Origin of the sequence: Enterobacter sp. D2, assembly GCF_034427575.1 — a bacterium.
In the GTDB taxonomy this organism is placed as follows: domain Bacteria; phylum Pseudomonadota; class Gammaproteobacteria; order Enterobacterales; family Enterobacteriaceae; genus Enterobacter; species Enterobacter cloacae_M.
Map to the genome: position 1 here is coordinate 363402 of NZ_JAXQPP010000002.1, position 12628 is coordinate 376029.

Annotated in this window: 9 protein-coding genes and 1 tRNA gene; 5 read left to right on the forward strand and 5 right to left on the reverse strand. The window is 55.3% G+C overall.

Annotated features, from left to right (window positions below):
* Window positions 1–9: 9 nt before the first annotated feature.
* Both SPG90_RS13920 and SPG90_RS13925 read right to left on the reverse strand, forming a co-directional pair.
* Window positions 10–873, reverse strand: a complete 864-nt coding sequence (locus tag SPG90_RS13920; protein ID WP_032660021.1) for a fumarylacetoacetate hydrolase family protein — start codon at window positions 871–873, stop codon at window positions 10–12.
* Between the two features lie 17 nt (window positions 874–890).
* Window positions 891–2252 carry a 2-hydroxycarboxylate transporter family protein gene (locus SPG90_RS13925; protein ID WP_029740738.1) on the reverse strand — a complete coding sequence of 454 codons (1362 nt, stop codon included), beginning with the start codon at window positions 2250–2252 and terminating at the stop codon, window positions 891–893.
* Window positions 2253–2597: 345 nt separating this feature from the next.
* Here SPG90_RS13925 and SPG90_RS13930 point away from each other — a divergent pair, with 345 nt between their 5' ends.
* Window positions 2598–4223 (forward strand): ATP-binding protein, encoded by a 1626-nt coding sequence (locus SPG90_RS13930; protein ID WP_248162712.1) that lies wholly within the window; start codon window positions 2598–2600, stop codon window positions 4221–4223.
* On the forward strand, window positions 4213–4905 hold the full coding sequence (locus SPG90_RS13935; RefSeq protein ID WP_322408196.1) for a response regulator: 693 nt from the start codon (window positions 4213–4215) through the stop codon (window positions 4903–4905). Before SPG90_RS13930 ends, SPG90_RS13935 begins: the two co-directional genes overlap by 11 nt.
* Before the next feature lie 54 nt (window positions 4906–4959).
* On the opposite strand, the gene SPG90_RS13940 is transcribed toward SPG90_RS13935, so the two are convergent.
* A complete protein-coding gene (locus tag SPG90_RS13940) occupies window positions 4960–7095 on the reverse strand; it encodes an ornithine decarboxylase (RefSeq protein WP_322408197.1) in 2136 nt (711 codons plus the stop codon).
* Window positions 7096–7276: 181 nt separating this feature from the next.
* Here SPG90_RS13940 and SPG90_RS13945 point away from each other — a divergent pair, with 181 nt between their 5' ends.
* Complete coding sequence (locus SPG90_RS13945; protein ID WP_047173584.1) at window positions 7277–7990, forward strand: DUF554 domain-containing protein; 714 nt, start codon at window positions 7277–7279, stop codon at window positions 7988–7990.
* Between the two features lie 95 nt (window positions 7991–8085).
* A tRNA-Phe gene (locus SPG90_RS13950) sits at window positions 8086–8161 on the forward strand.
* A gap of 140 nt (window positions 8162–8301) precedes the next feature.
* Here the strand turns inward: SPG90_RS13950 and SPG90_RS13955 are convergent.
* Both SPG90_RS13955 and SPG90_RS13960 read right to left on the reverse strand, forming a co-directional pair.
* Window positions 8302–8694, reverse strand: a complete 393-nt coding sequence (locus SPG90_RS13955; RefSeq protein ID WP_115876385.1) for a hypothetical protein — start codon at window positions 8692–8694, stop codon at window positions 8302–8304.
* Window positions 8695–8985: 291 nt separating this feature from the next.
* Window positions 8986–9513 carry a helix-turn-helix domain-containing protein gene (locus tag SPG90_RS13960; RefSeq protein WP_063930490.1) on the reverse strand — a complete coding sequence of 176 codons (528 nt, stop codon included), beginning with the start codon at window positions 9511–9513 and terminating at the stop codon, window positions 8986–8988.
* A 672-nt stretch (window positions 9514–10185) separates the two neighbouring features.
* Between SPG90_RS13960 and pgaA the strand changes: the two genes are divergently transcribed.
* On the forward strand, window positions 10186–12624 hold the full coding sequence (pgaA, locus tag SPG90_RS13965) for a poly-beta-1,6 N-acetyl-D-glucosamine export porin PgaA (RefSeq protein ID WP_126303083.1): 2439 nt from the start codon (window positions 10186–10188) through the stop codon (window positions 12622–12624).
* Window positions 12625–12628 lie beyond the last annotated feature (4 nt).

A 12628-nucleotide genomic window follows, 5' to 3' on the forward strand; every position in this document is an offset into this window, starting at 1 on the left:
CCGCCTTACTCAGTGTGCTGCCGCAAGCCCGACGGCTGGCGCTTCCACGATCACGTTGCTCAGATGACCGATATGTTCGATCTCCACCTCAATGCGATCCCCTTCCTTCATAAACAGCGGCGGATTGCGTTTTTTACCCACCCCGCCCGGAGATCCGGTGATGATCACGTCGCCCGGGCTTAAGCGGGTAAAGGTGCTGATGTACTCGATCAGCTCCGCAACCTTGTGGATCATGCTGCTGGTGTTGTCTTCCTGCACCATGCGGCCGTTCAGCCAGGTGCGGATCGCAAGCTGGTGCGGATCCGGGATCTCATCAGCCGTCGCCATCCACGGCCCAAACGCGCCGGTTTTGCGCCAGTTTTTACCGGCGGTAAACCAGGTGTGCTGCCAGTCGCGGGCGGAGCCGTCCATGTAGCAGCTGTAGCCCGCCACGTGGCGCAGGGCGTCGTCGCGGCTGATGTTCTCCCCGCCTTTGCCGATGATCACCGCCAGCTCGCCTTCATAGTCGAATTCGCTGGAGTGGCGCGGCTTCAGCACCGGCTCGTTGTGGCCGGTCTGTGAATCCGGGAAGCGGACAAACAGCGTCGGGGCCGGATTATGCTGGTCAAACTCCTTGCGCTTGTCGGCATAGTTCATGCCCACGCAGAGGATCTTTTCCGGCTGCTCAATCACCGGTAAGAAGGTGATGGCGCTCAGCGGCACGTCCACGGCGTCGTTCAGGTAGCGGGTGGCCTGCGCCAGCCCGTTGCCCTGCAGCAGCGCCTTGAGGTCGCTGTAGCGGTCGCCGAGACGGCGGCCTAAATCAATCACGCCGTCGGCCTGGACGATGCCGTAGCTGCGTTTTCCCTGGTATAAAAAGCTTGCGAGTTTCATTGTTCTTTCCTGAAAACTTAAACGAGGAAGTTGCCCAGAATCAGCAGTGAGACAGAGACGTTAATCGCCCCGCCGATACGGGTAGCAATCTGGGCGAACGGCATCAGGCTCATGCGGTTGCCTGCGGTCAGGATCGCCACGTCGCCGGTACCGCCCTGGCCGCTCTGGCAGCAGGAGACGATGGCGACATCAATCGGATGCATACCAATCTTTTTGCCGACGAAGAAGCCGGTGGCGACCAGTGCAGAAACGGTGCTGACAATTACCAGCAGGTTGCTGACGGTGAACGCCGCCACCAGTTCATGCCACGGGGTGATAGCCACGCCGACGGCGAAGAGGATTGGGTAGGTCACGGAGGTCTGGAAGAATTTGTACACCACCTGAGAGCCTTCGAGCAGGCGCGGAGAGGCGCCGTTGCAGAGCTTCACCAGCACCGCCATAAACAGCATGCCGACCGGTGCGGGCAGGCCAATCAGCTTGTGGCCGAGCATGCCCAGCATGTAGAGCAGCACCGCCAGCAGCGCGCCGGAGGCGATAGTGGTGACGTCCGCTTTGCCGGAAAAAGCAGGCTGAGAGACCGTGGCATCGGCATTCGCGCGGTTAGGCATCAGCTGGCCTTCACCGGTCAGGTGCGGGAAGCGTTTACCGAGCTGGTTCAGGCAGCCGGAGATGATGATTGCCGTCAGACCGCCGAGCATGACCATCGGCAGCACGCGACCGAGCGCAACGCCCTGGTCCATGTGCAGCAGGGTGGCATAGCCGATGGAAAGCGGGATCGCCCCTTCCCCGACGCCGCCCGCCATAATCGGCAGAATGATAAAGAAGAAGATCTGGAACGGCTCAAGACCCAGCGCCAGGCCGACGCCCATCCCCACCAGCATGCCGACGATTTCGCCGCACAGCATCGGGAAGAAGATGCGCAGGAAGCCCTGAATCAGCACCGTGCGGTTCATGCTCATGATGCTGCCGACGATAATGCAGCAGATGTAGAGATAGAGAATGTTGGTGGATTTGTAGAATTTGGTGGTGGACTCGACCACCACGTCCGGCAGCAGGCCATAATAGACCAGCGCGGAAGGGATAAAGGTGGCGCAAATCGCCGCCGCGCCGAGCTTGCCGACAATCGGCAGGCGTTTGCCAAACTCGCCGCAGGCAAAGCCGAAGAAGGCCAGCGTTGCCACCATGACCACGATATCGCTCGGCAGTTTTCCGCCCAGGCAATCAATGGCAATCAGCGCGCCCGCCAGAACGAACAGCGGCAGAGGTATAATCCCAACTTTCCAGGTATCCATAATATGCCACCAGCGCTCTTTGAGCGAAGGCCGCTGAATTTCAATCGGGTCGTGGGTAACAGAGAAAGAATCGTCAGTTGTGCTCATAATAAGCCCCTTGGTTATTTTGTGCGTTCAGCTTAGAGTCACAAAGGCTTACTTTATGTGAGGGATGGCATATTAAAAGCGAAGTTTTAATGGCAGCTATGGTTTTAATGGTTTCTTTTATTTAATGTGATTTATACCTTATTTATTGCCGTGGTTTTTATGGTTTCTTTTCCGAATTGAACAAACAAATAACATTTGTTCGTGCAGCCAGAAGCACGTTAGCCTTCAGGATAACTCTTTTACAGCGCCCGCTGTGCAAGGGATCACAAGTTTTCGGCAAAGCGGGCGTCAGCGCGAAAAAAGATGATATATTGGCGATCTTTGCTGCTACCTCGCGTGATAGTTATGAAAGTCTCTTTCCAGATTAAGCTGTTTATTTCGCTGGTTGCCTTTTTCTCAGTGCTTTTCGCGCTGCTGGGCGGATATTATTATGCCGACGTCGGGAAACAGCTTTATCAGGAAATGAGTACGCGTGCCAAAATACAGGCTGAAGAGATTGCGCTTATTCCGACATTGCGTAATGAAGTTGAACAAAAGAATATCAACGCCATCCATGATTTTATGCAGAAGATTTCTGCGCACAGCGACGCCAGCTTTATTGTGATTGGTGATAATAAAGGGCAGCATCTTTTTCACTCCGTCTTTGCCGATAGAGTGGGCACAACCCTGGTTGGCGGAGACAATGAAGCCGTATTGCAGGGTAAAAGCACCACCACCATCCGCAAAGGCGGGCTGGGCATTTCGCTGCGCAGTAAAGCCCCCATCTTCAACGCCGCCGGACAGGTGGTCGGCATTGTTTCGGTAGGCTATCTCACCAGCTACCTTGATACCATTACCGTCAGTAAGGTGGTCAATATCCTGATTGCCGCCGTGCTGCTGCTGATCGCTCTCTTTATCTTCTCCTGGTTCTTTACCCGCAGCATCAAGAAGCAGATCTTCTCCCTTGAGCCGCGCGAGATCGGCCTGCTGGTGCGCCAGCAGAAGGCGATGATGGAGTCTATTTATGAAGGGGTGATTGCCATTGACGATCGGCGGCGGATTGAAGTCATCAACCAAGCGGCGCGCAAGCTGCTGGGTCTGAGCCAGCCGGCCCGCGAGCTGCGCGGACAGCTAATAAGCCAGGTGATCGATCCGGTCCCGTTCTTCGACACGCAGACGATGCTGGCGAAAGATACCCATGACGAGATTTGTCGTTTTAACGATCTCACGGTGATTGCCAGCCGGGTGCACATCATGCTTGAGGGGTCGCTGCAGGGCTGGGTGATCACCTTCCGCGATCGCAACGAGATCGACTCGCTAAGCGCCCAGCTCAGCCAGGTTAAACGCTATGTCGATAACCTCCGCATTATGCGCCACGAGCAGTTAAACAGGATGACCACCCTCTCCGGCCTGCTGCACATGGGCCGCTATGAGGAAGCCATTGGCTACATTCAGGCGCAGTCGGAACATGCCCAGGAGCTTCTGGACTTTATCTCTTCGCGCTTCAGTTCACCGACCCTGTGCGGCCTGCTGCTGGGGAAAGCCGCCCGCGCGCGGGAGAAAGGCGTCGAGCTGTGTTTCGACCCGGGCTGTCGGCTGGACAGACCGTTCCTGCCCCTTGGGGAACAAGAGCTGATTTCGATTATTGGCAACCTGCTGGATAACGCCATCGAAGCAACACAGAGGTCGCCGCTTCCCCACGCGCCGGTAGAAGTGCTGATAAAACTCAGCGAACAGGAGCTGATTATTGAAGTGGCCGACCAGGGCGTTGGCATCAAGCCCGAGATCCGTGAGCGAATCTTTGAACGCGGCATCACCACCAAAACGCGCGGCGATCATGGGATTGGCCTGTATCTGATCGAAAGCTACGTCACACAGGCTGGCGGCGCGATAGAAGTTGCCGATAATACCCCGCGCGGCGCCATTTTCTCCTTGTTTATCCCGGCCACGGGAACCGCCCGGCAACTGGAAGACACCGACTATGCAACATGAACTTATCGACGTACTGATTGTTGAAGACGAGAACGAACTGGCGCAACTGCACGCGGAGCTGATAGGCAAACATCCGCGTCTGAGGCTGGTAGGCATTGCCTCGTCGCTGGCTGCGGCCCAGGCAGAGCTTGAAAGCAAACAGCCGCAGCTGATGCTGCTGGATAACTACCTGCCGGACGGTAAAGGCATCTCGCTTATCAATAACCCCATGCTGGCCCGCGCCAACTGCTCGGTGATTTTTATTACTGCCGCCAGCGATATGGACACCTGCAGCCAGGCGATTCGCAACGGTGCGTTCGACTACATCCTCAAACCCGTCTCCTGGAAGCGGCTCAGCCAGTCGCTGGAGCGGTTCGTGCAGTTTGCCGAACAGCAGCGCGTCTGGAAGATTGTCGACCAGCAGAACGTGGATTCGCTGTATCAGCTTCAGGCGAAAAACTACCGCCAGGACAACGGCAGTAAAGGCATTGAGGAAAATACGCTGGCGCGGGTGCAGACGCTGTTTAACGATAAGGCAACGCACTGCTTTACCGTGGATGAGGTGGTGAGCGAGACGGGATTAAGCAAAACGACCACCCGGCGCTATCTGGAGCACTGCGTGGAGGCGGGTTTTCTGACGGTGGAGATGCTGTATGGCAAGATTGGGCATCCGAGGAGGATGTACAAGCGTAGTGCGGTTTGATGAAACGTTCCCTCTCCCTGTGGGAGAGGGTTAGGGTGAGGGAAACAGCCCGCACTATCTTAAAACATACCCATACAGCCGCTTAATCCCGTCGGCATCCTTCTCGCTGTAAACTCCCTGCAGCTCCGGCGAGAAGCCCGGCAGCAGGTTGACGCCCTCCTCCAGCGCGAGGAAGTAACGCTGTACCGCCCCGCCCCAGACTTCACCCGGCACCACGCACAGCACGCCAGGCGGATAGGGCAGCGCCCCTTCAGCAGCAATGCGCCCTGCGGCATCCCGTATGCGAACCAGCTCCACATTCCCGCGAATATACGCCTGATTGGCATCCTGCGGGTTCATCACCACCTCAGGCAGGCTCTCCTTGCGGAACATCGCCTTCTGCAAATCCTTCACGTCGAAGCTGACGTAGAGATCGTGCATCTCCTGGCACAGCTGGCGGAGGGTGTAATCCCGGTAGCGCACCGGGTATTTCTGGAAGATCGTCGGCAGCACGTCCGCCAGCGGCGTGTCGTCTTCAATATGCTGTTCAAACTGTCCCAGCATCGCCACCAGCTGCGCCAGCTTCTCGCTGCTTTCGGCAGGGGTCAGCAGGAACAGGATCGAGTTAAGGTCGCATTTCTCCGGCACAATGCCGTTTTCACGCAGATAGTGCGCCAGAATCGTCGCCGGGATCCCGAAATCCGTGTACTCGCCGGTTTCGGCATTGATGCCCGGCGTGGTCAGCAGGAGCTTGCACGGGTCGACAAAGTACTGCTCGCTTGCATAGCCCTCAAAGCCGTGCCATTTGGCCCCCGGCTCGAAGCTGAAGAAGCGCAGCTCGCTGGCAATGGCGTGCGTCGGATGATCCTGCCACGGCCGCCCCGCTACCACCGGTGGGATAAACGGTTTGATCATATGACAGTTGGCAATGATTGCCTTGCGCGCTTCAATCCCCAGCTCGACGCACTCCGCCCACAGCCTGCGTCCGCTTTCCCCTTCGTGGATCTTGGCATTCACATCCAGCGCGGCAAACAGCGGATAAAACGGGCTGGTGGAGGCGTGCAGCATAAACGCGTTGTTCAGCCGCTTGTGCGGGCAGAAACGCGCCTGACCGCGAATGTGGTTATCCTTTTTATGGATCTGCGACGTTTGCGAGAACCCGGCCTGCTGTTTGTGCACCGACTGGGTCACGAAAATCCCCGGATCGTTCTCGTTCAATTCCAGCAAGAGCGGGGACGTTTCCGCCATCATTGGAATAAACTGCTCGTAGCCCACCCAGGCGGAGTCAAAGAGGATGTAGTCGCACAGATGACCGATCTTGTCGATCACCTGGCGGGCGTTGTAGATCGTCCCGTCGTAGGTGCCAAGCTGAATGATCGCCAGGCGGAACGGACGCGCCTCGTCGGCCTTTTCCGGCGCCGCCTCGCGGATAAGATCCCGCAGATAGGCATCGTCAAAGCAGTGGTCGTCAATCCCGCCAATAAAGCCAAACGGGTTACGCGCCGCCTCAAGATAAACCGGCGTGGCGCCCGCCTGGATCAGCGCCCCGTGGTGGTTGGACTTATGGTTATTGCGGTCGAACAGCACCAGATCGCCGCGGGTCAGCAGCGCGTTGGTCACCACCTTGTTTGCCGCTGACGTGCCGTTCAGCACGAAGTAGGTTTTGTCCGCATTGAACACTTTTGCCGCGAACTTTTGCGCGTGCTTGGCGGACCCTTCGTGGATCAGCAGATCGCCCAGCTTCACGTCGGCGTTGCACATGTCGGCGCGAAACACGTTCTCACCGAAGAAATCATAGAACTGTCGCCCTGCCGGGTGTTTTTTGAAAAAGGCCCCGTGCTGGTGGCCCGGACAGGCGAAAGTGCTGTTGCCCATCTCCACATACTGGCTCAGGGTGTCGAAAAAAGGCGGCAGCAGATTCTCTTCGTAACGGCTGGCAGCGGTCTCCAGTTCCAGAAACTCCTGAGCTTTACCCGATATAACCGCGGTGGCGCCATCGGGTACGTCCGTAGGCTCCTGCGAGAAAATAAACACCGGTAGCTGAAAGCCCGTGCGTTTCAGCAGTGCAAGAATGCCGCTGCGACTTTCAGCTGTTGTGATGACGACGGCCGCCACATCGGTAAAATCAGTGCTGTCCAGCGTCACCTTTTCGCGGTGCGTAGACACAGTTGAAAGCAGCTCGCGGCTGACGGCAATTTTCATGGTTTTCATAGGCGCAGTTACCCTCACCGGGCGGTGAGACAGGGAGGAGAAAATTCGCGCAATAATGTCACCTTTTATTTTGAGGTGCAAGAAGGAATCAGTATGCACCAAATCAACCAAAGCTAAGGCCCGCGCAGCCCTGCCGTGCCATAATAATGCAATATCAATGATTAAATAACAGGAGTTAACTTTGGTTATCGGGCCATTTATTAACGCAGGCGCCGTATTGCTGGGCGGCGTACTCGGCGCCGTGCTGAGCCAGCGGTTGCCGGAGCGTATTCGCACCTCCATGCCCTCAATATTCGGCCTGGCATCGTTAGGGATTGGTATTCTTCTGGTGATCAAATGCGCCAACCTGCCGGTGATGGTGTTGGCCACCCTGCTCGGCGCGCTGATTGGCGAATTTTGCTATCTGGAAAAAGGCATTAACAGCGCGGTGAGTAAAGCCAAAAACCTGATTGCCCGACCGGGCAAGGCGAAACACGGCACGCACGAGACGTTTATTCAGAACTATGTCGCCATCATTATTCTGTTTTGCGCCAGCGGCACCGGGATTTTCGGTTCGATGCAGGAAGGGATGACGGGCGACCCGAGCATTTTGATTGCAAAAGCGTTTCTTGATTTCTTCACCGCCACTATTTTTGCCACCACGCTCGGCATTGCCGTGGCGGCGATTTGCGTCCCGATGCTGCTTATCCAGCTGGCACTGGCTACCTGTGCCACGCTAATTCTCCCGCTAACCACGCCGGCAATGATGGCAGACTTTACCGCCGTCGGCGGCCTGCTGCTGCTGGCTACCGGGCTGCGCATCTGTGGGATCAAGATGTTTGCCGTGGTAAATATGCTGCCCGCACTGCTGCTCGCCATGCCGCTCTCCGCGCTCTGGACGCACTTTTTCGCTTAAGGATGCGGCGAAATGGTGAGAGATTGCGCAGTCTGTAACGAAAACAACATTTTTCGTTGACGCCACCGGGCAGATCGGGTTTAATGCGCCCCGTTGCCCGGATAGCTCAGTCGGTAGAGCAGGGGATTGAAAATCCCCGTGTCCTTGGTTCGATTCCGAGTCCGGGCACCACTATTTAAAGAACCCGCCCAAAAGGCGGGTTTTTGCTATATGGCTACGGCCGATTTCTGGGCGCTGATAAGCGTGGCTTTAATGCAGGCACGCTTACGATAATAGTCCGGTAAGTTAATACAGGCGGTGGCTCTTTTTTATCACTTAATTTTGCCGGATAAATTGCTGACCTGATTTGAAAGGTTGTCGTTGCTCCGCTTCATGTCATCAAGGCTTCTTTGCAATCGCTCGATCTTACTCTCCTGCTCAGAATTCTTTCTCTCAAGCTGTAAAACCTTCTGAGTTAGCTCATCGACTTTGCGGTTGTCGGACTTCATCTTCCTCAGGCTATCCTGCATCTCCTTTAGATCCTCCCCCCTGAAATTAGAAGGCTCTATTTCATCTGCACCATAAATTACCGGGATATATCCACTATTAAAGTTGCTGGGTTCGATACTAACCTGAACTTTATTTTGCCCCGTAGAGTGCGCGTAACCTATTGAAGAAAAATAAAAAAAAGAAACAACACACAGACCAGACAGATATTTATTCATTTCTAACGTCCTTTTAAATTTTTCAATCACTTCCAGGAGTCTCATTCTGGTATCACCCGCTCAGGATAAAACACATGGCTTAGCCTCTGGCAGTTCATAAACGGGGTTAAAGAGCAGAAGATACTATTCGTTTTTCATTATAATACGCGTTTCCTCTCCCCCAAAATCCAACCGCCACCCGCTCATTTTCTGCCACCTTACATCCGCTGGTATCGAGATAAGCGCGTTACCACGCACCTTATTAACGAACCCGCCCTCGTGGCGTTTTTTGCTTTTGAATTCCTGACAACTTTAGGGATCGTTCCCACCTGCGTCCAGCAGTTTGTTTTTAAAGATAAACAAACACGCCTCGTTGAAGTTCTCCGCCCCCAGGCGTTCCGAGAGCGCCGTTCGTTTGCGATAGAGGCTTTTCACCGACGTATTCAGCTCATCGGCAATGGCTTCCATCGACATCCCTGCCCGCAGCAACCGCAGCATGATCGCTTCGTGCGTGCTAAGCCGTAAGTTAAGCAGCCACTTCGTGGTCAGGCGCCTGCCCTTCATATTGAGCACCAGGTTAAATAACGACGCCATATCCGGCGCGGTCAGCGACGTGTTCATAAACAGCTTCATACTGAGCAGATTCTCCTCGCGGTGTCGCATATCGAGCATAACGCAGCAGATTGTTTTTTTCGTTCTGGCCGGATGGCGTATCAGGTAATCATATAAACGGAGCGGAGAACGACTATCAATCAATACAGAATATTCATCTGCACCGTTATCAAATATGTTTCTGTCAATCGAGTCGAGCAGGATAATATCCGGGAAAAATATCCGCATCCCTCTGACAAGGTAGCGATCCTGAGTCACTAAAACAATTGAAGTTGCCACTAACCATCCCTTTTAGATTAAAGCAAGCACGATCCCTCGCAAAGAAGGCCGCCTTCGTTTTATAGCGCTGTTATATTAACGATAAATGTATTCTGGCTTTGGACATCCCTCAATACAGACATTGATGAGTAAGACTTCCTGTAGACTATCATTCAATGGCTACCATTAATTATAAATAAAAAACAATCGCAGAAAAGTCACTTCTCTAAACATTAAGAGTTTTTGTCATGAAACTTCCCAAACATGCACCAGAAAGTACTTTAATTGAGGCAGGTAAACCCCATTAAAAATATATACAAAGCTGTCACAATAAAAATAAAATACAGTAATTTCAATTAGTTAAAAATAAACACCTAATTCAATAAAAACGTCACAAAGCGCTCAATCCAGAATTATCTCAAAACGACACACCGGCTTTTCAACATATTTATCCGGCAACATATCAGGTGTACATTAGCTTTCACCCAGCACACTGAGATAAGGATCCATAATTACCTTTAGGTAAGTACCCCGTAACATCACTGCATTCAGATTTAATGTTCTCATTTATGGCCTTTAACCCTGAGTTTAAAGGCGGCCGTGTTATGCAATGGATTCATGATAAACAAATGGCAAATAGATATGGAAAGTTCACTTCGCTTCAATACGTTATTCTTTTATCGCACCCCAACATTATTGTTTCTGTTATTCCTCTTTCCTGTTCTGGCTCAGGCGACTGAATCCGTTTATGAGCAACAGATTCAACAGGCGCGTAACGGTAATTACACGCCGTTTCTCGATTATCTTCAGCGTTATCAGCAGCAGCATGCCCTGACGCCTGAACAAGTTGCGGACTGGTTACAGGTTGCAGCCTGGGCGGGTCATGATAACGAGGTTATTCAGGTCTGGCAGCGTTACGGCATTTATATGCCGCTGCCCGCCCGCGGCGTTGCTGCCGTCGCGCAGTCCAGGCGAAATCAAAAAGCGTGGCAGCCGGCCCTGGCGCTCTGGAAAGAGGCGCATAGCCTTGCGCCGGATAACGATGATTATCGTATCGGCTATATCAAAACCCTGGCCGATGCCCGCATGGATACGCTTGCCCTGCAGGAAGCCCGACGGCTGGCAGCGGAAAATCCCTCTCAGGCGCATCTCCAGACGCTCTCGTATGTCTGGTTACGCCAGGGAAAAAGCTGGGATCGGCTTCTGGCAGACACCCGCGCGCTGAATGTCGCACCTGAGAATAAAGCGCTCCTCAGCGAACTAATCGACGCGCTAACGGATAGCCGGGTGAACACCCCCGCGCTCCAGCTTTCACAAAGCGTAACGCTGTCCCCCGCGGAGCGTCGTCGTCTTGAGCGTAATGCCGCTGCAGAACGGGTTCGCCTTGCCGATGTGCCTGGCAGAACAGAAAAGGAGCGCCTGCAGCTTGCGCAAACCGCGCTGAATCGTTACGACGCTCTGCTTGCTCGCTGGCAAAAAGAGCCGCAGGCGGCGGAAGACGTCGTCCTTGCTCGTATCGACAGGCTTGGGGCGCTGTACGCCCATGCTGATTACCCACGGGTGATTAGCGAATATCAGGATCTTACGGCAGCCCAGCATCCGGTGCCGGGCTGGGCAATCGGCTGGGTCATCTCCGCGTATCTGCAGGAGCAAAACGCTGCCGCCGCCTTCTCGCTTCTGCAACGCTATCCGCAATACGCTTCCGACCCGCAGGACGAAGAGCACGCGCTTTTCTACGCCTGGCTGGATACGGGACAGTATCAGTCCGCCCGCCAGTACGTAGAGCGCCAGACCCGCAACGTCCCGTGGACCCGCTACGATTTCGGCTCCCCAACCCCTCAGCCGAACGATCGGTGGCTTACCGGACAGTCGCTCCGCTTTAACTATTTGCTGGCGACGAATGCCCTGCCGGAAGCCGAAAAGCTGGCGCACCGTCTGGCGACAACGGCGCCGGGCAATCAGGGATTACAGATTGACTACGCCACCCTGCTTCAGGCGCGGGGCCTGCCGCGCGCGGCCGAGCAAAAGCTGAAAAAAGCGGAGGCGCTGGAGCCGTCCAACACAGAGCTAGAGCAACAGCAGGCTTACGTCGCGATGGATCTGCAGGAGTGGCGACAGATGGATTTACTGGCCGACGACGTGCTGGCTCGCGCGCCCGCCGACCGCAGCGCCAGGCGTCTCGACAGGCTCAGAACGGTCCACCACATGTCCGAACTGCGCCTCAACGCGAGCAAGGGTTTGCACTCCGATAGCCCCGTCAGCGGGACACACGACCTGAGCTGGGACGCCACGCTCTATGGCCCACCCGTAGCGGATAGCTGGCGGCTGTTTGCAGGCACCCGCTACGCGCATAGTAATTTCGATGAGGGCAAAGGCACCAGCCGTCACCTTTTGGGCGGCGTCGAATGGCGGCCACGCGACCTCCAGCTCGAAGCCGAGCTTTCCAGCAACCGCTATCACGGCGAAAACAAGCCGGGCGCTCGCCTCGCAACAACATACTTTGTGACCGATAGCTGGCAGGTCAGCGGCAGCCTGGAACGCCTGTCGCGCACCACGCCCCTTCGGGCGTTACGCAACGGAATTAGCGCCAACCGGGGTGAAGGCGGAGTGCGCTGGTATCAAAACGAGCGGCGTGAGTACCAGTTCAGCGCCGCCCTCAGCCGCTTCTCCGACCATAACCGTCGCCAGGAATACACCCTCACGGGCAAGGAGCGTCTCTGGCAGACCCCGTCCCTGACGCTGGATCTCGAGCCGGGGATCGCCGCCAGCAAAAACAGCCTGCGCGACACGCTCTACTACAACCCGGCGCGGGATCTGTCCGTGACGGCTGCCCTGGCCGTTGACCATGAGATGGTCCGCCATTACGACACCCTCTGGAGCCAGCAGTTTGTGGCGGGAGGCGGCAGCTACTGGCAGAAAAATCAGTCCGCTGGCGCCATCGCCCTGCTGGGTTACGGACAGCGCGTCCAGTGGAACAACGTCATTGATACCGGCGTGATGCTGAACTGGGATAAACGCCCTTACGACGGCAAACGCGAGAGCAATCTCTCCGTCACGTTTGACGCGACTTTACGCTTTTAAGGAT

Excerpts from the sequence above, each read along its gene's own strand:
- pgaA (WP_126303083.1), top strand. The coding sequence starts at position 10,186 with ATGGAAAGTTCACTTCGCTTCAATACGTTATTCTTTTATCGCACCCCA.
- SPG90_RS13960 (WP_063930490.1), bottom strand. The coding sequence starts at position 9,513 with ATGCGGATATTTTTCCCGGATATTATCCTGCTCGACTCGATTGACAGA.
- SPG90_RS13940 (WP_322408197.1), bottom strand. The coding sequence starts at position 7,095 with ATGAAAACCATGAAAATTGCCGTCAGCCGCGAGCTGCTTTCAACTGTG.
- SPG90_RS13935 (WP_322408196.1), top strand. The coding sequence starts at position 4,213 with ATGCAACATGAACTTATCGACGTACTGATTGTTGAAGACGAGAACGAA.
- SPG90_RS13930 (WP_248162712.1), top strand. The coding sequence starts at position 2,598 with ATGAAAGTCTCTTTCCAGATTAAGCTGTTTATTTCGCTGGTTGCCTTT.
- SPG90_RS13925 (WP_029740738.1), bottom strand. The coding sequence starts at position 2,252 with ATGAGCACAACTGACGATTCTTTCTCTGTTACCCACGACCCGATTGAA.
- SPG90_RS13955 (WP_115876385.1), bottom strand. The coding sequence starts at position 8,694 with ATGAATAAATATCTGTCTGGTCTGTGTGTTGTTTCTTTTTTTTATTTT.
- SPG90_RS13920 (WP_032660021.1), bottom strand. The coding sequence starts at position 873 with ATGAAACTCGCAAGCTTTTTATACCAGGGAAAACGCAGCTACGGCATC.